Here is a 23,339-nt window from a genome sequence, read left to right as displayed (position 1 = left end):
ATTCTGATTTTCCGAGGGTTGAACGTCATAAGCGATCTGAAGATACTACATTCATCAAAACAACAACGGAGAAATATATGACAACAAGAAGACTTATTCGCCTACCGGAAGTGATGAACAAAACAGGATATAGCAAAGCATGGATTTATCGACTTATTAGCAGGGGCGTATTCCCAGAACCGATAAAGATTGGCATAAGAGCCAGAGCTTTTGTTGAAAGTGAAATCGATGAATGGATTGAAAATATTATTCAGTTTTCACGTAAACACGCTGATTAATGAACAATACACTATTAATGCGATAAGGAGGTTTTATGTAAAACGTTAAATAACACACTTTATTAATCACATCCCTACATTGAAAAGCATAAAGCACTTTTATGCAGGGAATCTTATTACCAAAAAAAGGATAAACAAAATGAATAATGATATATCAATATTAGTAAGCATGGTATGTGAAAAAACGCCTAAAACCCTTAGGGTTATCCAAGAAAGCTTCAATGTATTTGTTGCGCTGAGTGGTTATTCCATCGAGGAGATTATGAAGGATAAAAGCTTGCTAGACGCTTTAAACAGGCATGTGAATAATGATTTAGTTGACGAGATGGAGTTAGAGTATGGATCTGTAATCATAAATCTAGTTTATAAAAAGTAGTTTCCTTATTTACCCCCTGTTCGGGGGTTAAAATAAAAGAATTCCAAATAATCATATAAAAGTGAGGGTTAATTATGTCTAAAAAAAATGGTGTTGAAAATAAATCTACAGAGTTGTTCCTTGATCTTGCTATGAGATCGTTTGAAGCAAGCTGGGAGTATTTTCAGGAAGTGAATGGAGAGAGTATCGAGCTGCTTGATGATCCTGATTTTATGAGTCTATTCATTATGTATATTATTGATCATATCCAGAATAACTTTGAGAGATTCACAACCCAAGAAGGGAATAGTGGTGATATTGATGAAGTTAACGTTGAGCAAGTTGCGGAAATGTTGGTGAGGTATTCGGATAGTTTTAGAAGGTAAGTTTTAATATTGCCCCGCAAGGGGCTAACAATCAACCTAACAAAAGGATTCTATATGAGAGAGATTGTATTAAATGAAAAGAATGAAACGGTAATATATCTTATCGAAAATGTATTGCAGGGATATTGTGAAACGATTTATAACATATTTGAAAAAAAACCTGAAACAGCAATCAATATTTTATTAGGGCAGATGCATTCAGAGATACTTTATGACGTTCTGATTGCGCACGAAGTTGATAAGTGTGGAGAGGATGGGGAATGTAAAGACGTATCTGACATTGACCTTGATGATTTAAAACAAGAGATTTTGTATTGGCACCAAGAGCATATCATTGCGCTTGTATTGAAAAATATAAAACAGGATAAAAATGAAGATCCTATCTATTGGAAACTTAAAATGACAGTAAACCGGCATTGAGTAATGAATATATTCCCTCGATGAGAGGGAAATAGTCTAGATAAGATAACTGAGAGGTTAAAAATGATTGATGAATTCCATGTTATGTTTATGTATAGAAAAATCCAAGCTGATATTTTATTAAAGAGATTAAAAAATGATAATATTGTCACGCTACATCTGCTATTTTAAAATAACGCTAAATATTTTTGACTTTCTCTTGACGAATAATATATATCGGTTAAATAGAATAAAGATACAAAAAAGTCAGACTATGATGTCTGACTTTTTAAGGACTAAAAAAGTTTTGCCGACTTTTGAAGCCTTGTAATCGAGTTAAGCAAGAACTGATTACAAATATAAATAAAGTATTACCCAATCAACTTATATTTGTCAAATCTAAATCGCAACTTTTTACAAACTTCAAATACCATTTCTAAAAGCTTCAGAGTCCTCGAAAGCAATCAAATTAATCGCCTTTGTATCAGGTCTGCATATGTGGAGTCATTGAGCGCGAGTCGCTTACAAGAGTTGTCCGTATGTTTGTTGATTGTAGGTATAGAAGGGGGAGCGACGAAATACCAACTCGAAGCGAAGCTCTAAACAGATAAATGAAATTGTAATGGAATGGCTATGAGAAAGCCCTACCTTTGCTTAATCGCATAAATAGGGGATAGCAATACATTTTATCTGCATGGGCGAATCTGGGAGTGTCGTAGGGTGTCCTGTGTTGGAAACGATCCAGAACTCTAAGCCAGATCAACTTGGGTGAAGTCAACTATTTTCATCTTGGTTCTCGCCAATCCTGATCGATTTTTGACTTTATCGTCAGAAATTTCAGGAGGTGAAACCTTGGGTGAAGTCCCCTTTCGGGGGGCACGCGCAAGGTAAACTCATTTATAATAAGTTATGCCATGAGATAATAAAATAAATAGGTGCCATTTTAAAGGCACCAATAAATTAAAAGTAAAACTAGGGAAAAATATATTTGGTTGGTATTCGTTAATCCAACAATCCTTTCGAAACCTTACTCGCCGTCTGACTGAAATTATATCGATCAACAACATTCCCCTTGAACCAAATCTCTAACGAATTCATATGCGCTGTGCTGCTGTTCTTCAGTAGGGCCAGACCGGGAATGTAGTTCGAGATCTGGCTCTCGCCTGACATGCTGGAGTAGGACCACATTTCCTGTCCATCATTGGTGGCTCGTGTTTGTGGTTCCCCGAATGCGTTAATAACATCTTGCTGGGTAGTTTTCCCTTTAACGATCTTGGTTTTTACGGTTTGTTGCGATTCGTCTTTAAGGGATTTGTTGCCATAGGTGGTGCAGGCGGTAAGAGGCAGGATCACCAACGCAGCAATAAACAGTTTTCTCATGTTAACTCCATATAAACAGTAAACGTAAAAATAGGCGCAAAGAATCCGGGGCCAGCGTTGTGCCGCATCTGGCTATTAATACTCATGTAAATCAATAGTGAAGAAAGCCGCTTATCAGAAGCCTATGAGTTTTTCTATCTAATCAGCTAACGGCATCCCTCATGGTTGTTTTCCCTGATGCTGCATTAATTAAGGCCAAGAAAGGGCCATAGGGCAGTACTGGCTGTTGGTCGTAGGGTTTGACGTTCTATCCCTACAAACCAGCGAATAAACGGTCCAGTGAGCCTTCTGTTCACTTTATCCAGTAACGATTCATCTAGCAAGAAAATGATCGGTAACTCAGATCGATAAATTGATATTGATAGTTTATAACGATGAATAACGTTTTTTCGATCGGCAAGTTAATTGATTTAATCGATCGATATATATTTAATGATAGGTAATAACTATCGTTATTTTGATTTTGATCGTTACAAACGATATGACGGCCCTCAAAAATAATTGAATTCTATCAATTGGTTAATCAAGTGGTTTTGCTGCGTTATGCCAGTAACAACAAGCTCTAGCGACTACAGGTGCGCAGCAGATTACCTCTACATAACAGCATTGTTGATTATCAGGATGGATAGGAAGATGAAGAAGATTTTGCTCGTTGCTGGTGCCGCTCTTGTTCTGGCGGGATGTGGTGAGAAAGGCGACTTTGAAAAGGCTATCAACGCGAAAATTTCAAAATCAAAGGTGTGCTACTCACTGCAGAATAATGACTTTGCGTTCAACAAAGGTTTTCCAGTAAAGGTTAATCATGGCTACCGTTCTGCTGGATACAATGCCAGCGATGAAATCCTGAACGGGCTTGTTGAACAGGGGCTTCTCACTGTTTCACAACAGGCAAATGGCTTTAGCAGCGTTGATGTTCTGGAGGTTACAGACAAAGGACAAGAGGTTGAGTTTTGGGACCGTAAGGAAGGTGCCTGTATAGGTCATCATGTTGTAGCTGAGATCACAAGCTGGACTGAACCGAGTGATGGTAATGGCGCTAAAATTACGCAAGTGACCTATACATGGAAACTCGATGGTGTGCCGGGCTGGGTTGATAAAAATGCTTTCTCCGGCGTGAAAGGGATGGCTGAACCAGAAGAAGCCAAAATTGTTCTGGTGAAAACCAACAATGGCTGGGCCGCGCGGTAATTACAGGAAAATGCAATGAACTCTATCTATTGGGTGATTTTCATGGGGCTGCTGATAAACATACCATCATTGGCACCGGTGCTGTTTATCGGGAATACACAAAAACAGGTGAAGGTTTCGATGGCGGTCAGACTTTACCTGCTTAACACTTTCTTGGTGCTGTTGCTGGTGACGCTGTCTCAAAACACCACGCAAAAATACGGGCTGTTCCCTGTATGGCTGGTCTTTGCCGCTATTGGGCTGTTTGTGATTATGCTGGTACCAACGGTGAAATTCGTACGCAAGCATTTAACTGTTGGGAAAAGTCGGGCTGTTATCCTCTCATCATTCCTGATTGTTTATGCAGTTAGATTTCACAGCGTGTTTTCAGTTGGGAATGCCAGTGGATACACACTTAATGGATACAATACGGTGTGGACGTTGTGCTTCCTATTTGCCTGTCTACTGGCTTATCTCGGTTGTGCTGGGAGTAAAACATATTCTGGTTCTTATGTGCCTTCATCCGATATGCAGCCAGATTATTTTAAGCCGACCAAAGAATATGAAATGCAATCTCAAATCGATTATGATGTTGCTGTGAAGGGGGCAAATATTTTGTTTGAACCAAACCTGAGCATTGTTGAACAGCAGCGCTATAGGGATTCTCTTGAGAAAAAACAATGATAGCTATAAAATGATTGTTTAAATTACGAAATAAAATGAGCAGATAGAAAACTGCTCATTACTTTCTTAGTCGCAGAGCTATCTCAGATAACTGCTTTGCAATTTCAGGGATGCTTTGGTTTGATGTTTGTAAGGCAAGTTTATCCGCAAGATAAAGGCTATATGTTGCTACATCCGAAGCGTTAATATTATGCCATATAGGCAGTATTACTTTCTCCTCACTGTTCATTGAACGAGTCACCAATGCATCCAATTCGTATTGGGTCCATTTTTTTTCAAAGAAACTATGTGAAAGAACAACTACACCATAATTAGCCTTTTTTAATCCATTATCTATCTTGCGGCGCAGACTGTCCCCAATTTCTAATGTTTGCTCATCGAACCATACATTAATGCCAAACTCATTAAGTTGCTTGACTAATGGCCTAACAAAATTATCCTTATCTTCACTGGCATGAGAGATAAAAAAATCGTATTGAGATTGCTCGCGCTCAACATTCATAATATTCTTGGTCTCATTGGCTTGATGAAAAACCGCATGCAATCTTGCCCAGTCAGCTTCAGATAAGTATTCATTATTGCGGTAATATATTTTGTGAACTGGGAAGTTGATATCAGATATGTATATGAAAAAAGTATTTTCACTTTTTTTAGCATTGGTCTCCTTCCACTTCCACTCATAATTATGTATTAAATATATAGGAGCTTGAAAGTAATTATTTTTTGTTAGGTTGCCAGCCCTAAAGAGGGCTCGATTCATATTAAATGCAATATAGTTATTACCCTTTCCCTTGAATATGTGCTTAAAGCCATCGCTAATAAGAATGGATGTTGTTTCTTTTGATTTTATATATTGTTTCCACGACAAGAAAGTCATAACTATAATTAAGGTGAAGAATACGCACCAGTAAATTATGTTATAAATATCTTTATTCATTAGCTACCTGATCTGTTAACTCTCCTTTTGCAAGCAATCTTAACATATATACTGAACTAAATGTGTGACAATTGTTAGAGTTCAATGGGTTATTTATATTTATTTTCGTTATAAAAAGCTGCTGGCTTCAACTTCGGTTTATATGCATCCCGTGCTGTAGGCGAAGTTGGTGTGTAGTTCTGAGAGCTTTCTGACTGTTCTTGTCGAGCACGACTTGGAAAACGTGCGATCTCTTCTTTGGTAGGCTTGTAATCATCACTGTTGAACCTTGTGCGTCTCTCATGTTCAGCGCGTGGAACATAGATCCCCTGCACCTCATCAAAGACGTAATTTTCAGCAATACGTTTATCGTGCTCAACATCAGGGGCAACAGGCTTCTTCTTGGCCCAGACAAATTTCTCCCTTATATATTCAACCACCAGTAGGGTGAAACGCTTGAACAAACCATCCTGACGAGGTTTAACCTGCTTCCTATTACTTTTAACGGGAGCGCGTTTAACCGCTCTGGCAGTTGAAGAGGATGGGGTTTTCAATTTAGTGCGTGTATGAGGTGTAGGGGCAACCAGAACAGGATGTTGATCTTCTGATGACGACGACTGCGAACCTGTTTCTGGTAAGACAATTTCAACAGACTCAGGCATTTCGGATACGGTGAAACTTCTGAGGTCGACAACGATCTGCAGATCTAAGTCTTTGAAGGTGTTGTATGTGGCCTGAGCTTCTTGTTTCATCTCATCACGAACAGCCTGTTCAGCAGCACGTTTTTCCTGAACGTGTTTACTGTTCCACTTGGCGCGATGAACACGTTGCATTGCTGGACGGCTGGTTGCTGTTGCCTTGGCGAGCCATAACGCTTTTTCTTCGACATTCAGGGTAATAGCGGCGTTTTCGAGTGCTTCAGTGTGTTGAGCATCAATAGAGCGATGATCAATACGTTCATTACTGCCAGTAGTGGCAAGATAGCGATTGGCAATCACAGACCACGATTCACGCCAAAGGATTACATTTTTCTTATCGTTCCAGCTTCTTTCTTTTTTGCCGAAGCCATCAGCGGTGATCGGTTTTAATGTCAACATCACATGCGCATGAGGATTATTACTGTCGAGATCATGAAAAGCAATATCGGCAATCATTCCTTTATCAACGAAATTTTTCTGGCAGTATTCAACGACCAATTTTATCTTATCTTCATTGTTAAGCTCACAGGGAATAGCAACATCAAAATAACGGGCTGTTTGACCGTCTTTCTGACGCTCAACCTTTTCAACTTCATTCCATAGTGCGGTAGAGCTTTCAATAATATGAGCGGGTGCGTAAACAGGTGCTAATATCTGATGATGGAATAAATCGGAACGATGGCTGAAATCATAGGTATTGCCTGTGCGATCATCTGTTATTTTGCAACGCGCATGGTAGGCAGCCTTCCTACAGGAAGACATGCCCTCCGAACGTTTCACAATTTTAAACTCCAGATGAAAAATAGCCATATAATAAATGCACCTCTGCTGCTGTTAGTTTTTCGTAAGAAAAAATTTTGTGTTGATCTTGGTTTTGCTTTTAGCCTGCGGCAGGCAACCGTCGGTAGACCCCACACGCTCACGAAGTGAGTGTATAAGTGGGCATTGTTTTTCTAACAATGTAAAAACCGCTTACTTAATTAATACGAAATATATGAATGCCTGTAAAACAAAACGCCGAATTAAGCGACGCAATCTAGATGAAAGGGCGAAGTACTCCGCGATATTATCGAGATGGGTTTTAGATAGCGTCCGAAGGACAAGAAGAGTGTTAATTTATCCCGCCGTAAGGCGGGAAAGCAATAAAACCAAAAATAGCAGGCGTAAAAATAACTTTTTCCTGTTGCACAATTCACAGGTCAATATGAGATTTTCAGTGAAAAGGACAACAGGTAAAAAAGAAAACGCTAACAATGAAAATTAAGTAACGTGGAGAGGTCGAGGGTTTAACGATGGAGTGATTTTGGTTACTCTGTTTGTAAAATTCATTTCTTTCTTTGTATAATCCGTATCAAATATATATTGACATTGAAGAATGGAGATAATATTATAAAGAGTTATAACTATCTTTGGGGGATTACATGAAAAAAATGGTGTTTTGTAAGTTATCTAGAAGAAAAAGAAGAAGCCTTGTTATTGATTTAAAAAATAAAATTTGTAATGAAAAAAAAGAGTATGGTGGGAAGTTTTTAAGTGATGTCTACTTTAATACTATAGATAAAAATGAGGGAAATAAAAGCACCCGTCATTGGGTAGATGTTTACTTCCCAAGTAAAAAAGATCCATCGATATTATGGAATGCAACCATAATTACTTGTTTGCAAGATTTAGATGATAAGGCAAAAGATCAAGCGTTTGAAGACGCGAGGAAAGGTTTAACAGGAAAAGAGTTCGAAGATATCATAAACCCAGAAGCAGTTCCTGTATTAGGTGCAAATGGAAAAACAATTGCCCATGAAATGGTGTTCAAAGAGCAGAATAAAAAAGAAGTTTTTTCAGGAAGAACCTATTACGAGGAAATAGACTTTCAAAAAGAACAAAACATTCAAAAAAATATCTTTGACATTCATGAACGATATAAAATATACAAGGGCTATGTGTATGGAGTGGGATTGACAATTGTTGTTAGTGAAAGAACCTTGGATCAAGAAGCTGTTGAAAGAGCCATTGATGACTTTTACAAGCGCGGAGAGACTGAATGGATAAATGATAAGCCTGTTGATAAAGAACAGCTTGTAAAGCTTTACAACAAAATTTTCAAAATGACCAATTGTAGCTCTGCTGAAATAAAAATATCATTTCCATAAATCTAGGTAAGGCAATGCCGCTCTTTTATAGTTGATGTCATTTAGCTAATCTATTTAGCTAAGCGTTCATATGTAAGCGCTTAACTAAGTTTAACGCACATATATGATCGGTTGATTCTTATTATATAAAATTAATAGCACTTAAGCCGCTATGGGTTTAATAAATGAAACATGAAGCAGAAGAATAACATGAAATTCGGTTAGTTGGTTGAAATAGCATTAATTTTAATAGGTTATAATGTGATGATTTGGGTATCAATATTGTCCTTATGAGCTTATACATTATTAAATAAAAACACCTTGTGATATTGATAATTATCTAAAATGTGGTAAAGGATAATGAACAACACATGCAAGGAGGTTCAATGTATAAAAACAATGATGAAGCCATAGATTGGGAAGCCAAGCGACTTCTTGATGATGGCATTTATACCGATACACAACAAGCCTATTTAGAAGCAGAAAAAATAGTAATTAATATAAGGGAACATGCAAAACAACGCCAGATAAAGCAACAGTTCAAGATGAAAATAAAATCAATCAAGAAACAAATTGGTAATGGTTATGATTATGCGGATGTCCCCTATTCAAACAAGAAAAAACATTGGGGAGAACATAAATGACAACAAAATCGATCAAACAACAAATTGCTTCAGCACAAGAACGCTTATACTTCTTGGAAGCAAAAAAGAAACAACAAACGAAAAAAGATAACACACGTCAGAAAATTATTTTCGGTGCAGAGGTTGCCAAAGTCTTAGGATGTGATATTAGTTATGTAGATAAGGAATTGGTCTTTGGGGTTCTGCTTAATATCCATAATCTTCATGAGAGTGATATCAAATCCTACCGAGCACAGGGCCAAACCTATATCGATACTGTTATAAACAGAACTAAGTCCTAATCATGTTTTTCACGTCCGAACGGTGAACCGGCCTAAAACTCGCTTTTAGGTCGGTGAACTGTTGAGCAAGCCCCAGAGGGCGCGGTAGTCAATTTTCGGCGTACTTTCTATACTTGAGATGAAGCAATGGATAAGGACGGCCCTGACTGTCAAATTTTGAGTGTCCAATCTGGTCAAAACCAATGCGCGTATAGAAGCCTACTGCCTGCTTATTTTGTTCATTTACATCTGTGGTCAATTTTTGGTATTTGGCTAGAGCTGCGTATACCATCGCTTTGCCTACCCCTTTTCCATGGTAATCCGGATCTACAAAGAGCGCTTCCATATGCCCGTTATGCAAATACATGAAGCCAATAATACGTCCTGAAGATCCGCAGGCAAGTGTGAGTTCTACTGTCGGGAAAAAGGCTAGAAGTTCCTTTTCTATAGCCAACCGATCTTCCAATACTAAAAAATGATGAGTAGCATCAATGGCTTTATTCCATATTTTCATTATATGTGAAATATCTTTTGGGGTAGAAGAACGAAATTCAATCATAGCTTAATATTCCATTTGGATTGTTGTTTATTATGTTCGATGATAGGTTATATCACAACAGCAATGTCAATGAATAATCTTTTGTTGGCTCATTATAAATCTGTTCATAAATGCTGTGGATTTTTTTAAAAAGTTTACCAAGCCCTTGACCTCTTTTTTATTTTTGCTAATTAATAAATACGTGAAAATAAAAAAGGACGATGAAATGAAAACAACAAATAAAAAAGGGTTTTCTTTATTGGAAATAACATTGGTTTTAGGTATTGGCACTGCAATGGCATTTATAAAGTTTCAGGACATGAAGAACGATCAGGAAATCATTACGGCGAATACCGTAGGATCACAAATAAAGCAGATAGGTGAGGCGACTAACCGCTATATCAGTATTCGCTTTGACAAACTTTCAACCCTCTCATCGAGTAGCAGCCAGAGCAGTGATCCGGGTCCAAGAATCTGTTCGGCTAATGGATGTGAAATTACTTACCAGACATTGGTTAATGAAGGTTTGCTACCTGCCAGCTATACCGGCATCAATGTGCAGAAGTCTTCTTACAAGATTTTGTTAAAACGCGCTGGCATTGCGCCTAACTATGTCATCAACGGGTTAATAATCACAACCTTGCCTTGGACCGAAGGAAACCGTGTTCGTTATGACTTGCTGGGCCGAGCCATGCAAGCAGCGGGTATCGATAGCGGTATGACGCAATCAGCTTCTGTTGCATCTGGCACTGCTGGTCAATGGACGGAGAACCAAAGCAACTACGCCGCGATCAATGCTGCGGGGCTGTTGGCCTACCGTGTAGGATACGATAGTTCTATGTATTCGGTTTATCTACGTCGTGATGGCACATTGCCAATGACGGGCGATCTCAACATGGGAGGCCAAAGCATCTACAACGCCAAAGACATTAACGCGTCAGGTGATGTCAACGCGGTTTCATTCAATGGTTCCTATGGGCGCTTTGCCAAGAATGTCAGCGTTTCAGAAGATTTGACGGTGACGGGTTTCTCTACTTTTGGCAAAAACGTAGCAATGAACAGCTATCTGACCGTTAAAAATGGCGTGGATTCGGATAACTATGTAGCGGCTAAAACCAATAGCAGCCGTCTGCAAATTGGCGGCGGTGGCTCTAGTAATCAGAATGCGGTGCTGATCAACGTGGCAGGCGGGGCGGGTGATGGTTATATCTCCCTTAATGGCGATAACAACTCATCGATTAAGCTGGATGTATGGGGAAGTCAAAAGCTACGTGGTGATCTTGCTTTGTCAGCGTCAAATGATGGTAAAGCCGAAGGTGGGCTCAGTGCATCAGGCAATATTGCTGGTAGATACATTCAACCCACATCAATAGCCACTACTGGGGAGATATGCTCACCTAACGGACTTATTAGTAAGGCAACCGATGGATCGCCAGTATGGTGTATCGATGGCAAATGGAAGGGTAATGAAGGGAACACGATAGTGTCATCAGGCTCTATTGGTAATAATACGGCGTTTACTTGTAGTAGCGGTGCTTCCGGTAAAATATTGGTCCATGCATATGCTAATTGGCTTGTAGGTTGGGGTGTATATTGGATGAATGCATCCCTTTATGCCAATGGTCTGCTTGTTGAATCTGATAAAACCGCTGCCTTTGAATATGATCATGGCAGGGCATCAGGTTCAAGTGTGACGCTGTTCCACACCGTAGAGACGCCATCGGGCAGTGATTATACCTTTTCAGTTGTGGCTACAAGCGATAACCTTGTTAAGGTGAGTTATTCCTGTGTGGGCGTGTAAATTTTTTTAATGTGATATCCTCGTTATATCTGAATGGCTCTTTATGGTAATCCATTCATCACGAAAATAACCAACAATATCCTTTGCGTGTTGATTAATTTTCTCAATGCCTTATCTCTGTATTTATCAATAACAAATATGGAGATAATCAATGAAAATAAATAACGGTAACCAGAAAATCCAGCAAGGGTTCTCTTTGTTGGAATTGCTTCTTGTGCTTGGCACCATTGCTGCTTTAATTGTTGGCACATTTATCGTGTATCCCAAGGTTCAGGCGGCACAACGAGCGGAGGCCGAATCCAAAAACATTGCGACTATTCAAGCAGGGATAAAATCACTATATGTCGCTTCTGCTACCTATACGGGGTTAACCAATAGTGCCGCAAACAAAGCCGGGGTATTCCCTGCCAATATGATTAAAATTGCAGGAGCAGGGACCAATATAGTCAATACGTGGAAGGGATATGTTACGCTTGCTCCTGCTGCCTCTGGCCCATCGGGAACTGCGGGAAGCGCATTTACCATCACTTATACGGGTGTTCCTGCTGCTGAGTGCACAAAAATTATCTCAGCGGTAGCGGGTAATTTCTATCTGGCACAAATTGGGACAACAATGGTTAAGGATGTAGGAAGTAGTCTTGATGTTGAGGCAATGACTGAAGCCTGTAGTAATGGTGGAAACAGCAACGCGCTTGTCCTGACATCTTTATAAATTCAAAAGTGTTTAACGTATTTTCTAGTGAGTATCGGTGAGGCTCACAAATGAGAGAAAACAAGGTTTACCATGATGGAAAGTCGCATTAGTTTGGGCTTTGTAGTTGTTTATTGCTTTACCTCCACTACAACCTAATTGATTTTAAGAACAGAACGCAGCAAGATCTGATTGGCAGCTATGAGCGAGAAGCAGACCCAGTACGGCATGATCGATGCCAGTGAGAATAGGGCTGGCACAGTTGTAGATTTGGCAACCCATCACGAAAAAAATTCTGGCATAATAAACGAAACGGCATAGAGATATCTCATCGAATTAGTAATATAATCGATAAAATTACAAACCTCTATGCCTGTATCGTTTTGTGAGGGTTTCTTATATATAGCCCCTTTATAAACTAATTGTTAGCATATAATTCCTGTATTTTTGCAGGATTGGCAAAAAATCTAGCCGGATAAGCATTTGGGTAGTGTGTCTCTATATAGCTCTCTGTTTTGGCTATTAAATCTGCCAAGTCTGTAGTAAGTTTTGTTACATTTGGAGACAATTGATCCGTGCTAGTATTCAAATTGCTCACAGTGTTTAATAGCACTGATGCATAGTATCTGTTACCGTGAGTTATTATTAAATGGCGCCTACTATGCGTTGATTTATCTGTAGTGGATAAAGTTGAGCTAATGGCTCTTTCAATTACTCTAAAATGATTAACAGCATTGATAAGCTTAGCACCACTCAATCTTGGGTTGAAAATTGTTTTGTAAAGTGAACCGTCGAAATTTTCAAAAAATCTTCCTCGATTAGATTTCAGAGTAGCAACGATAGTGTTATTTTTACTTAAGCAAGCTAAAGCATTCAAAGCCTCATCCAAGTCAATAACCTTGATGTTAGTTTGTGAGTAATCCTCATCGGTTCGTAAAAGTTGATACTGATACCCCTCTAACACAAGCTCTCTTGCCAAACGATGCTGGTCAGGTTGCTGTGAAGCAAAATCTCTCCCTAGCACTCTATTTTGAAAGTTATTAGCCCTAGTTATTGCGTTAGCATGAAGGTCATTCACATCATTATTAATTTCAATGAAGCGAGCAGGAACTTTAACTCTAAATATGTTATCACCAAGTGCGTCCATAACAGCACCTATGCTACTCACAGTTTGGGCTCCATTGATAATACTTACATCTTTGAAATCAAAGACGCCTCTCTCTGCTCCAGCAGCAGCGTTTCTTCTATGAGGAATGACTTCGTTAACTAAAACTGTAATCCCATTATTATAAAACCAAAACATCTCTGGTGCTTCGGTGGCTGATTTTTTTATTTCTTCATTTACGTCAGTCTTGCCTAACATGTTTCGAATGTTTTTTGTGAAAAGACGAGTTCCATATTGTTTCCACCAACTTCCTATCTGATCACCAGATAGTGTTCCGTAGAATGCTTTATAAGGTTCATTCAGATAGCCATAGCGTTCAACCTCAACGCCCGACAAATCTATTTGTCCTCTTGAGCCCGTCTGTAGCCAATGAACTAAGTCTTCAGATGAAATTAAATGAACCTGAAAAGCCCATTCTTCTTTAGGTAATTCGTCAGATGTAAAAGAAGCTGCGTTCAGTTGACTCTGCCATTCTTGCATGTCGCGTAAGATTTCTTCTGAAGCACCTTTTTTGCCAGTGTGAGTCATTGCAAAAATAAATTTATAATCAAAGGAGTTAAGTGCTGTGCTTATATCTGAGCTTTTATCTTGGAGTATCTGGTCAAATAACTCGTATCGCTCATTTTGCAGCTTTTCACAAGCATCTTTGAAACAAATAAAATCAGGCTTAGTCCATGTACCATTGCCAGCTTGATTAAATTTCGATTGCACAACGACAACAATTTTTTCATTATGATTTATTACTATACCGTCAATGCCACCATCATTACTACTATCGCATACCGACTCTCCAGCATGCTTTTCATCAACTCCACCGAGCTGATACATGGTAAAGGCAGCCAAAGCTCTGCTTGCCATCTTAGTGTTATAGTCTTGTTGGTCCGGTTGGCATTCTCGCTTATGAATATAGCTCTCAAACCTTTCCCTTAAACCACTACCTAACCTTTGGGCTATAACTTGTGCAGTTGCAGCGGCTGCTACTGCGTTATCTTCAACCCGAATATCTATAACGAATGCCATTTCTTTTTCCTTTTAGAATATTTGACAGTGATAACGCAGATAAATATTGTACTTTCTACGAGATCAGACCCTCGTGCTCTATTTTTGCACTGTGGTGGTCATAATATCCGCCTCTAGCACATAGCCGATATCATATTAGGTTGTATTCAGAGCAGTGATAATGCTGAATTCATTATGAAGTAGCATTTATCCTATAAGCTATCCTTGACCTTCTCGTGCTTTATCCTTTCAGCCCAACGTCAAACTGCATAACCATCCCATCCTGCTTAGTATTCTGAAAATCAGTCCACTATTGCTGTATCTGTTACGGCTATCCGGGATGCTTAGCCTTACAGATCTTGGCAGTACAAACACTACCACGCTCTTGTAGCTCATCTTGTGCTCTTTAGCAGATTTTAATCGCCTCCGTATATTTTATAAACACAAAAGTTGATGTACGCTTTGATGTGCATTATTCTGTATGTAATTAAATATGCTTTTAGGTGATCTATGGAACGCATTCTCGCAGAAAAATCTATCAATATCACCGAGTTAAGAAAGAACCCGGCGAAATATTTCATTGATGAACCGGTTGCCGTTCTTTCCAACAACCGTCCCGCTGGCTACATGGTCAGTGCTAAGGTGTTTGAAGAGCTGATCGATCTGTTGGAAGAAAAGCAGGGCAGGGTTCACACCGCTGCGCGATTTAGGCCAACGGCTGAACGTTTAAGCGGTATTGCGGATAGCGGGCAGAAACTGCTGCAAAACGCCTCTGACAAGGATCTGACCGAGTTCACGGAATGAGCATCAGGATTTTCAAGTCAGCACTGATTCGCCAACAATTAAGCCAGCAAGAGCTTGATGATTTGGCGGCAGATTTTCTGTCCTATAAAAAAGATGGCGTGTTGCCAGATACCTTTGGTCGTGACGCACCCTATGATGATGACCGCACTTATCCCTTGGTAAAAGAAGAGCAGGTGGCCCACATTCATCTTGCCGATGCGGATGCCCCTTTCCCGAAGTTTTTACGTCAGTTCAAACGAACCAGCGATCAGGCGCATTTGGTATACTGCCAAGGTGCGATGGATCCTGATGCCTACCTGCTGATTATCATCCTGAAACCCGAAGCGCATAAAATGGCACGCAACAATAACCATATGCATAAGATCGGAATGATAGCCGAAGCGTTCAGGATGAAGTATTAATCTGGTCAAAAAACACCCAGCCATTCAGGGCACAAAAACATATGGGGGCATCATTGGGGGCATGTAGGTAGATAAAACAGATTATTAGATAATATTATCAATGTGATATACGTCAGGTATTGTTCCTATTATCGAAGTTTGGGACACAAACACCAAAAATGGCATCAATTTGGCGCGCGTGCTCAGTGAGATGATTGGGGGCGAGATGCGCATACCGCCTAACCATTTCTATTGACTCCCACCCACCCATTTCCTGCAATACAGATATAGGGACTCCGGCTTGCACTAACCAACTTGCCCACGTGTGTCGCAGATCATGGAATCGGAAATCATCTATCCCAGCACGTTTTAGGGCTGCCCGCCATGCTGTGTTAGCGTCGTAGCGCATTTTCCGCACTACCGGAGATTTGGTTCCGTCTGGCTTCGTGCAACTTTCCCTATATACGAAAACCCAGCGGTGATGATGGCCAATCTGTTTTTTCAATACTCGGCATGCAGTATCGTTTAGCGCTATCCCTATTGCCCGTCCGGACTTGCTATCCTCGGGATTACCCGACCATTACCTTAGCCGATGCCAGAAGCAAAAGAGATGATGCTAAAAAGCTGCTGGTTAATGGCGTTGATCCGAGTGCGTTTAAGCAAGAAAGCAAACAAGCCCACATCGAAGAAGTCAAAAACACCTTTCAGCAAATTGTACTCGAATGGCACAGCATGAAAGTGAAGAAATGGTCTGCGGGATATGCCTCTGACATTCTTGAAGCGTTCAACAAAGATGTCTTCCCGTTCATTGGTCAACGCCCTGTTGCAGACATCAAGCCGTTGGAACTGCTAAACGTGCTTAAAAAGATGGAAGACAGAGGAGCAACCGAAAAAGCCAAGAAAGTGCGTCAACGCTGCGGCGAAGTGTTTCGCTACGCCATCGTGACAGGCAGAGCCGAGTATAATCCCGCGCCAGATCTCACCAGTGCCATGCAAGGGCATGAGTCTACACATTACCCGTTCCTCACCACTGAAGAGCTTCCTGCTTTCTTTAAAGCCCTTGCTGGCTACTCTGGCAGTGAATTGATGGTGCTGGCAGCGAGATTGTTGATCATTACTGGCCTGAGAACAGGTGAATTGCGCGGTGCGTTATGGTCAGAAATCGATACCAAGAAAGCGCTATGGGAAATTTCTGCTGAACGCATGAAAATGCGCCGTCCCCATATCATTCCGCTCTCTACCCAAGCCTTAGCCATCATCGAACAGATCAGAGCAATGACGGGGCAATTTCCTTTACTGTTTCCGGGACGCAATGATCCCAGTAAGACCATGAGCGAAGCCAGTATCAATCAGGTATTTAAGCGAATTGGCTATACAGGCCGGGTTACGGGTCATGGCTTCCGTCATACCATGAGCACCGTTCTTCATGAACAGGGCTACAACACTGCATGGATTGAAACCCAACTGGCGCATGTGGATAAGAATGCTATTCGTGGCACCTACAACCATGCGCAATATCTCGATGGCAGACGTGAGATGCTGCAATGGTATGCCGATTATATGGATAGCCTTGAGAAAGGCTTCAATGTGAAGCAGGGAACATTTAATCGGCGTGGGTAGGGATAACTGCTGATGAAAGAAGGGCTATGTCTCGGTCAGGGCGGAATTCTACTTTTTCGATGAATTAACCAAAGAGAACCTCGCAGTCTTCTGCCGGATAACCGTCATTTTTAACCTAAAAGTGACATGAAAAAGATCATTTCACTGTATCTTACTGTGATTTTTGTTATGAAATAATGCCAATACACCATGATAAGCTATTAATACTTACCTTTGGTTTTTTGATAGTATAAAAAACTAATAATTTACATTTTAAACTAAATAGTTGCTAAATTATCTAATATTTATATTTTAGCCAAGAAATAGTTTATGGATGTGATGTAGATATTTGTTCTGCCAAAAGTAAAAAATAAAGTGGAAATTGTTTTTTTTAAATTAAAGTTAATGTATTGATTGTAATGCCTGATATTTATTAGCGTGTTAAGTATTTCGTTTTTAACGAAATTAAAAGGCACGAAATATATTCCTTTTTCGTTAATTGAAAATTAGCAGGATATTCTTTTTTATTTTGTTTTTTTTACTTAAGGTCGATTTAATTAGTTGTTTTAGTTTATTTTTTTGTTTTAGTGGTTCCATTTAGTTGGTCTGCTATATAAGCATTGACCGTGCGTTTGTGTTGTGTGTATGATCCAAACTCAAAATATAAATGTATTTACATCCTTCTTGGTGTGGCTCTTTTTACACCGATATAAGCCGTAATGTTGTGGTTTTGTTGTGTTTTTAATTCGGTTTTGATTTATTTCATCTCGCTGGTCGAAAAACAAATGCGTTATTTGTTTGCCGAGTCGCTGCCGTTCTTATGGATGACGGCGGGCTTTTGGTAGGAATCGACTTTACTTCTCCGGGCCGAGAGCCCTTACGTTGGTATAGACACATGGCAAAAGGAACTGATGGTGCATCTGTCGCACCAAAGGAACGTATTAATATCAAATATGTTCCGGCCACTGGTGGTCAGCAGGCGGAAATAGAATTGCCGTTGACGCTGATGATCGTGGGAAATATGAAGGGCTGCACAGAGGAAACGCCGATCGAAGAACGTCAGACCGTATCGATCGATAAGAACAACTTTACCTCGGTGATGAAAGAAGCAAATCTGGAATTGAATTTCAGTGTGCCAAACCGCCTTGAAGAAGAAAGTCAGGACGACCTGCCAGTGAAACTGAGCATCGGCGGTCTGAATGATTTCTCCCCTGACCGCATTGCCCAGCAGGTGCCTGAATTACGTAAGTTGCTTGATTTACGTGAAGCCCTCGTCGCGCTGAAAGGCCCCCTCGGCAATATTCCCTCATTCCGTAATCGTTTGCAGGATCTGTTGTCCAGCGAAGAAGCCAGAGAGCAGCTTTTGAAAGAGCTCGATCTGGTAAAACCCGCCGAATAATTGACGAAATAGGGAAATAAATATGTCAATAATTGAAGAACAGGTTCAGGCAGGCGCTGCCAGCGCTTCTGGATCGCTGCTTGATGACATCATGGCTCAAGCGCGTATCAGCCCAGTTGATGAAGGCTACAGCGTGGCTAAACAAGGCATTGCCGCGTTGGTCGCTAACATTCTTGATAGCGGTAATGCAGCAGAGCCTGTGAACAAAGCGCTGGTCGATAGCATGATCGTCGAACTGGACAAAAAGCTCAGCAAGCAGATTGACGTTATTCTGCATGCTAAAGAACTACAGGAACTGGAATCTTCCTGGCGTTCGATGAAACTGCTGGTTGATCGCACTGATTTCCGTGAAAACATCAAACTGTTGGTGTTGCATGCGACGAAAGAAGAGCTGTTGGACGATTTCGAATTCGCTCCTGAAATCTCACAGTCTGGCTTCTACAAGCACGTCTATTCCAGCGGTTACGGCCAGTTTGGCGGCCAGCCTATCGGTGGCGTGATTGGTGATTATGCGCTGACGCAAAGCTCACCAGACATCAAACTGATGCAGTATGTCAGCGCCGTTGGCGCAATGGCGCATGCGCCGTTCATCTCTTCCGTTGCACCGACCTTCTTTGGCGTGGATCGCTTCACCGATTTGCCCTCCATCAAAGATCTGAAATCCGTTTTCGAAGGCCCGGCTTATACGAAATGGCGTTCGTTGCGTGAGTCCGAAGATGGTCGCTATCTGGGGCTGACGGCACCGCGCTTCCTGGCTCGCTTGCCTTATGATCCTGTAGAGAACCCGATTAAGGGCTTCAACTACAAGGAAGATATCAGCACCGATCACGAACACTATCTGTGGGGCAATACCGCTTACCTGATGGGAACGGCGCTGACGGACAGCTTCGCGAAATACCGCTGGTGTCCGAACATCATCGGTCCGCAGAGTGGCGGTGCGATTACCGACCTGCCCGTGCATGTTTATGAAGCCATGGGTCAGCTTCAGGCCAAGATCCCGACTGAAGTCCTGATCACCGATCGTCGCGAATATGAAATGGCCGAAGAAGGCTTTATCACGCTGACGATGCGTAAAGACAGCGACAACGCCGCCTTCTTCTCCGCTAACTCGGTGCAGAAGCCAAAGGTGTTCCCGAACACCAAAGAAGGCAAAGAAGCGGAAACCAACTACAAGCTGGGTACGCAACTGCCGTACATGTTCATCATCAACCGTCTGGCGCATTACATCAAAGTGCTGCAGCGTGAACAGATTGGCTCATGGAAAGAGCGTCAGGATCTTGAGCGTGAGTTGAATACCTGGATTAAACAGTACATTGCCGATCAGGAAAACCCGCCGGCAGATGTTCGTAGCCGTCGTCCTCTGCGTGCCGCACAAATCAAAGTGCTGGATGTAGAAGGGGAACCAGGTTGGTATCAAGTCACCATGTCTGTGCGCCCGCACTTCAAGTACATGGGGGCGAACTTTGAGCTGTCGCTGGTAGGGCGTTTGGATAAGGAATAAGACTGATGGCGTCTCTTTCTGCCTGGGAAAGGGGAAGCGCGGCAAGTCTGTTTGATCGTATCCGTGGGGAGGAGCATCGCTCCTCCCCTGAAACGGAAGTTGAAGCACTGATCGAGTCCGTTAAGCATCAACTGGACAATGTGCTCAACACCCGACCCGGAAATTGCCGCAGCGCACCTGAGCTTGGCGTGATTGATTTTAATGACGCGACGCAGGGTGGTGCGGATATTCGGGGGAAAATCCGGGAGGCGATCCGACAGTGTATCTGTCGCTTTGAACCTCGAATTGTTCATGTGGATGTTAACACATCGGACTATTTATCGAATCCGATGGAGATGTCGTTTCAGGTTACCGCTCGGGTCAGATTGGAAGATCTGGAGCAGGTTGCCTCTTTCAATATCCATATGGATAGCCACCGCCACTACAGAATGATCTGATTATGTCACTGGAACATTTTTTCAGGGATGAGCTGACCTACTTGCGCCTGCAAGGGCGTGAATTCGCCAAGGCGCACCCTGAGCTTACCCGATTTTTGTCAGAACAAACCACGGATCCAGACGTTGAGCGTCTGCTGGAAGGGTTCGCCTTTTTGACAGGGAGCCTGCGGGCGAAGATCGAGGATGAATTTCCGGAATTGACGCACGGTCTGCTGGGCATGCTGTGGCCTAATTACCTGCGCCCCGTACCGAGCATGACGATTATGCAGTTTTCGGTACTCCCCGGCGCAATTGCCCAACCCGCGTTTGTTGAGCGTGGCTGTGAGCTTGATAGCCTGCCGATTGATGATGTGGTTTGCCATTTTCAGACCTGTCACGATGCCTGGATTTATCCGGCTGATATCCGTGAGATCAAAGTACAGAGCGGCAACGATCTGTCCACCATTACGCTGGACGTTGGGCTGCATGGCCCGCTATCGCTAAGCGACCTGCAACTCGACAAACTGCGTTTTTATCTGGGCGGTGATACCTATACGGCCTACGAGCTCTATTTCTGGATTGCGAGCCAGCTGTCGCACATTGAGCTGGAGGTCGATGGCCAGCGCTTCCGTCAGGAAGCTAGCGTGCTGAAGACGGTCGGCTTTGAGCGCGAAGATGCGCTATTGCCGTATCCCGGTAACGTTTATTCGGGCTATCGCATCCTGCAGGAATACTTTTGTTTTCCTGAAAGTTTTCTCTTTTTCCAACTCGCGGGCGCGGTATGGCCGGATCTCCCGCTGACGGTAACGGAATTCCGTCTGCATTTTTGCTTTGACCGCCCGCTGCCCGCGGAGCTGAAGATCCGTCCTGATTCGTTCATGCTCAACTGCGTGCCTGCAATCAATCTCTTCCAGCATGATAGCGAACCGATCAACCTCAGCGGACGCCAGACGGATTACCCGCTGAAAGCCAGCTACCGTAACGCGGATAGCTTTGAAATCTTCTCCGTGGACAAGGTTGAAGGCTGGGTTGAAGGGAATTCAGGCCGTGCCCGGGGAATTCCACGCACCTATCAGCCTTTTGAGAGCTTTCAGCACCAAATCGAACGCGCCAAAGGACGGCTGGCGCTCTACTACCGCATCCGGGTAAGAGAGGCGGTGAACGGCAATGGTTTTGATCACATGCTCTCTTTTGTCCGTGGCGATGAGCAGGAAGTGATTGATTTGGATGAATCGATCTCGGTGACCCTGACCTGTACCAACCGATCGCGTGCGGCACAGCTGCCCGTTGGATCGATCTGCGTGCCGACGGGGAATTCGCCGTCTTTCGCGACGTTTCGCAATCTGGTGCGGCCGACGCGACCATTGCGGCCTGCAATGGATGGTAGCCTGCATTGGACGCTGATCTCCAACCTGTCCCTGAACTATGTGTCGCTGCTGCGGCGCGATGCGCTGGTGCAGATCCTGCGTACCTACGATTTTCCGGCGCTGCACGACAAGCAGGCAGAACAAGCCTCGCGTAAGCGTCTGGCGGGTATCGAATCTATCGAAACCACCCCTATCGACCGTCTGGTTCAGGGGATGCCGGTTCGCGGCTTGAAATCCATTCTGTCAGTACGGCAATCCGCGTTCTCCAGTGAAGGAGAACTCTATCTGTTTAGCACGGTGCTGGCGCACTTCTTCTCGTTATACGCCAGCGTCAACGCCTTCCACCTGTTGGAAGTCGTCAACATCGATAACAAGGAGCGCTACCGATGGCCGGTACAGATAGGTCAACACTCAATGATGTGACGTTCCGCCAGGATGTTTCACGCTTTAATTTTTTCCAATTGGTGGAGTTACTTAACCAACTGGAGGGCGTGGATCTGGAACAAGCGTTGGATTTCCGCCCTGAACAAGAACGCCTGCGCTTTCGCTCTACGGCCTCCATCGGTTTTCACCCTAGCGATATCTTGCAGGTGGGACGCGATGAAGATGGCCGTCAGGAGCTGGAAGTCGCGTTTCTGGGTCTGCACGGCAGTCAGTCACCGATGCCCGGTTATTACCTCGAAGAGCTGGCCTGGGAATACGCGCAGGGCGAGCAGAAGCTGGGCGTGTTTCTCGACTTCTTTCACCACCGCTTACTCACGCTATTGCACCGCGCATGGCGCAAATACCGCTATCACGTCCGCTTTCAGAATGAGGGGGAGGATGGATTCTCCCGCCTGATGTTTGCGCTGGTAGGGCTAGGAAATGACGCCGTGCGCGACAGCCTGCCGGTTAACCGCGCCAAGATGCTTTCCTATGCCGGCGTGCTGGCAAGTCCCAGCCGCTCACCGGAAGTGGTCGCGGGTTTGGTTATTCACTGTTTTGACCTGGATGACGTTGCCGTTCTGGCTTGGCAGCACCGCCGCGTGCCGATTCACAAAGGGCAGCAGAACCGTCTGGGAAAAGCAAACATGATGCTGGGCGGTGATTTTGTTATCGGCGACAAAGTGAACGACTGCGCTGGCAAGTTTTTGCTCAAAGTCGGCAACCTCAGCTTTAGCCGCTTTCTCAGCTTTTTGCCCAACGGCGAGCATTTTCAGCCGCTGGTGCGTTTTGTCTCTTTCATTCTTCGCGATCAGTTGGCCTGGGATCTGCGTCTGGGTTTTGCGGAAGGCGAAGCTAAAGGCTTAAGCCTAGGTAGTGAGCAAAGCAGCCGATTGGGATGGAGCAGTTTTCTTGGGCAGCCGCCCGCGGATCCCTATGTGACGATTTGTGTGCAGGAGTAAA

General features: G+C 42.8%; 23 protein-coding genes and 2 pseudogenes. 19 read left to right on the top strand and 6 right to left on the bottom strand.

The features are described from left to right. The first annotated feature begins 77 nt into the window (after positions 1–77). The 4 genes from AACH44_RS15540 to AACH44_RS15525 all read left to right on the top strand — a co-directional run bounded on the left by AACH44_RS15540 (position 78) and on the right by AACH44_RS15525 (position 1,439). Positions 78–278, top strand: a complete 201-nt coding sequence (locus AACH44_RS15540) for a helix-turn-helix transcriptional regulator (protein ID WP_049594956.1) — start codon at positions 78–80, stop codon at positions 276–278. Positions 279–417: 139 nt separating this feature from the next. Beyond that, positions 418–654: a hypothetical protein gene (locus tag AACH44_RS15535; RefSeq protein WP_338659323.1), complete on the top strand. Its 237-nt coding sequence runs from the start codon at positions 418–420 to the stop codon at positions 652–654. 74 nt (positions 655–728) lie between these two features. After that, entirely contained in the window at positions 729–1,019 is a 291-nt protein-coding gene (locus tag AACH44_RS15530) for a hypothetical protein (protein WP_338659322.1), read from the top strand. A gap of 54 nt (positions 1,020–1,073) precedes the next feature. After that, positions 1,074–1,439, top strand: coding sequence for a hypothetical protein (locus tag AACH44_RS15525; protein ID WP_338659321.1), 366 nt, complete (start codon positions 1,074–1,076; stop codon positions 1,437–1,439). A gap of 981 nt (positions 1,440–2,420) precedes the next feature. Here the strand turns inward: AACH44_RS15525 and AACH44_RS15520 are convergent. Then, a complete protein-coding gene (locus AACH44_RS15520; protein ID WP_073395568.1) occupies positions 2,421–2,798 on the bottom strand; it encodes a hypothetical protein in 378 nt (125 codons plus the stop codon). Positions 2,799–3,431: 633 nt separating this feature from the next. Here AACH44_RS15520 and AACH44_RS15515 point away from each other — a divergent pair. Both AACH44_RS15515 and AACH44_RS15510 read left to right on the top strand, forming a co-directional pair. Continuing rightward, on the top strand, positions 3,432–3,986 hold the full coding sequence (locus tag AACH44_RS15515) for a membrane lipoprotein lipid attachment site-containing protein (RefSeq protein WP_338659320.1): 555 nt from the start codon (positions 3,432–3,434) through the stop codon (positions 3,984–3,986). Between the two features lie 15 nt (positions 3,987–4,001). Then, positions 4,002–4,649, top strand: coding sequence for a hypothetical protein (locus AACH44_RS15510; protein ID WP_201963818.1), 648 nt, complete (start codon positions 4,002–4,004; stop codon positions 4,647–4,649). Between the two features lie 58 nt (positions 4,650–4,707). Here AACH44_RS15510 and AACH44_RS15505 read toward each other — a convergent pair whose 3' ends face one another. Both AACH44_RS15505 and mobQ read right to left on the bottom strand, forming a co-directional pair. Then, the gene (locus AACH44_RS15505) at positions 4,708–5,586 is read right to left on the bottom strand and encodes a toll/interleukin-1 receptor domain-containing protein (protein ID WP_201963819.1); all 879 of its coding nucleotides are present in this window, start codon (positions 5,584–5,586) and stop codon (positions 4,708–4,710) included. 89 nt (positions 5,587–5,675) lie between these two features. Beyond that, complete coding sequence (gene mobQ / locus AACH44_RS15500; protein ID WP_201963820.1) at positions 5,676–7,073, bottom strand: MobQ family relaxase; 1,398 nt, start codon at positions 7,071–7,073, stop codon at positions 5,676–5,678. A 611-nt stretch (positions 7,074–7,684) separates the two neighbouring features. Here mobQ and AACH44_RS15495 point away from each other — a divergent pair. From AACH44_RS15495 to AACH44_RS15485, 3 genes are all read left to right on the top strand, one after another. Further along, positions 7,685–8,410, top strand: coding sequence for a hypothetical protein (locus tag AACH44_RS15495; protein ID WP_338659319.1), 726 nt, complete (start codon positions 7,685–7,687; stop codon positions 8,408–8,410). A 365-nt stretch (positions 8,411–8,775) separates the two neighbouring features. Next, a complete protein-coding gene (locus tag AACH44_RS15490; RefSeq protein WP_201963822.1) occupies positions 8,776–9,033 on the top strand; it encodes a hypothetical protein in 258 nt (85 codons plus the stop codon). Beyond that, the gene (locus tag AACH44_RS15485; protein ID WP_201963823.1) at positions 9,030–9,314 is read left to right on the top strand and encodes a conjugal transfer protein TraD; all 285 of its coding nucleotides are present in this window, start codon (positions 9,030–9,032) and stop codon (positions 9,312–9,314) included. The genes AACH44_RS15490 and AACH44_RS15485 overlap by 4 nt, the downstream gene beginning before the upstream one ends. A gap of 88 nt (positions 9,315–9,402) precedes the next feature. Here AACH44_RS15485 and AACH44_RS15480 read toward each other — a convergent pair whose 3' ends face one another. Continuing rightward, on the bottom strand, positions 9,403–9,852 hold the full coding sequence (locus tag AACH44_RS15480) for an acetyltransferase (RefSeq protein ID WP_338659318.1): 450 nt from the start codon (positions 9,850–9,852) through the stop codon (positions 9,403–9,405). A 205-nt stretch (positions 9,853–10,057) separates the two neighbouring features. Here AACH44_RS15480 and AACH44_RS15475 point away from each other — a divergent pair, with 205 nt between their 5' ends. Together AACH44_RS15475 and AACH44_RS15470 are read left to right on the top strand one after the other, a co-directional pair. Further along, the gene (locus AACH44_RS15475) at positions 10,058–11,632 is read left to right on the top strand and encodes a shufflon system plasmid conjugative transfer pilus tip adhesin PilV (RefSeq protein WP_228287774.1); all 1,575 of its coding nucleotides are present in this window, start codon (positions 10,058–10,060) and stop codon (positions 11,630–11,632) included. A gap of 151 nt (positions 11,633–11,783) precedes the next feature. Beyond that, entirely contained in the window at positions 11,784–12,344 is a 561-nt protein-coding gene (locus tag AACH44_RS15470; RefSeq protein ID WP_201963825.1) for a type 4 pilus major pilin, read from the top strand. Positions 12,345–12,741: 397 nt separating this feature from the next. On the opposite strand, the gene AACH44_RS15465 is transcribed toward AACH44_RS15470, so the two are convergent. Further along, positions 12,742–14,508, bottom strand: coding sequence for an AIPR family protein (locus AACH44_RS15465; RefSeq protein ID WP_201963826.1), 1,767 nt, complete (start codon positions 14,506–14,508; stop codon positions 12,742–12,744). 489 nt (positions 14,509–14,997) lie between these two features. Between AACH44_RS15465 and yafN the strand changes: the two genes are divergently transcribed. Together yafN and AACH44_RS15455 are read left to right on the top strand one after the other, a co-directional pair. After that, positions 14,998–15,291: a type I toxin-antitoxin system antitoxin YafN gene (yafN, locus tag AACH44_RS15460; RefSeq protein ID WP_201963827.1), complete on the top strand. Its 294-nt coding sequence runs from the start codon at positions 14,998–15,000 to the stop codon at positions 15,289–15,291. Next, complete coding sequence (locus tag AACH44_RS15455; RefSeq protein ID WP_338659317.1) at positions 15,288–15,692, top strand: type II toxin-antitoxin system YafO family toxin; 405 nt, start codon at positions 15,288–15,290, stop codon at positions 15,690–15,692. The genes yafN and AACH44_RS15455 overlap by 4 nt, the downstream gene beginning before the upstream one ends. Positions 15,693–15,804: 112 nt before the next feature. On the opposite strand, the pseudogene AACH44_RS15450 reads toward AACH44_RS15455, so the two are convergent. Continuing rightward, a pseudogene (locus AACH44_RS15450) lies at positions 15,805–16,242 on the bottom strand (site-specific integrase); the annotation flags it as partial. Between AACH44_RS15450 and AACH44_RS15445 the strand changes: the two are divergent. The 6 genes and pseudogenes from AACH44_RS15445 to tssG all read left to right on the top strand — a co-directional run. Beyond that, a pseudogene (locus AACH44_RS15445) lies at positions 16,242–17,291 on the top strand (tyrosine-type recombinase/integrase); the annotation flags it as partial. The pseudogenes AACH44_RS15450 and AACH44_RS15445 sit on opposite strands and share 1 nt — an antisense overlap. 874 nt (positions 17,292–18,165) lie before the next feature. Continuing rightward, the gene (tssB, locus tag AACH44_RS15440; protein WP_261848801.1) at positions 18,166–18,669 is read left to right on the top strand and encodes a type VI secretion system contractile sheath small subunit; all 504 of its coding nucleotides are present in this window, start codon (positions 18,166–18,168) and stop codon (positions 18,667–18,669) included. Between the two features lie 22 nt (positions 18,670–18,691). Beyond that, positions 18,692–20,170 carry a type VI secretion system contractile sheath large subunit gene (gene tssC, locus AACH44_RS15435; protein WP_039361061.1) on the top strand — a complete coding sequence of 493 codons (1,479 nt, stop codon included), beginning with the start codon at positions 18,692–18,694 and terminating at the stop codon, positions 20,168–20,170. 5 nt (positions 20,171–20,175) lie between these two features. Next, positions 20,176–20,607 (top strand): type VI secretion system baseplate subunit TssE, encoded by a 432-nt coding sequence (gene tssE / locus AACH44_RS15430; RefSeq protein ID WP_261848802.1) that lies wholly within the window; start codon positions 20,176–20,178, stop codon positions 20,605–20,607. Positions 20,608–20,609: 2 nt separating this feature from the next. After that, positions 20,610–22,376 (top strand): type VI secretion system baseplate subunit TssF, encoded by a 1,767-nt coding sequence (tssF, locus tag AACH44_RS15425; protein ID WP_261848803.1) that lies wholly within the window; start codon positions 20,610–20,612, stop codon positions 22,374–22,376. Then, the gene (gene tssG / locus AACH44_RS15420) at positions 22,340–23,338 is read left to right on the top strand and encodes a type VI secretion system baseplate subunit TssG (protein ID WP_261848804.1); all 999 of its coding nucleotides are present in this window, start codon (positions 22,340–22,342) and stop codon (positions 23,336–23,338) included. The genes tssF and tssG overlap by 37 nt, the downstream gene beginning before the upstream one ends. Position 23,339: the final 1 nt, after the last annotated feature.

It is taken from the genome of Pectobacterium araliae (genome assembly GCF_037076465.1).
GTDB classification, from domain to species: Bacteria; Pseudomonadota; Gammaproteobacteria; order Enterobacterales; family Enterobacteriaceae; genus Pectobacterium; species Pectobacterium araliae.
Note: the sequence above shows the minus strand (reverse complement) of the source record. Positions and strands in the feature narration are given on the sequence as shown.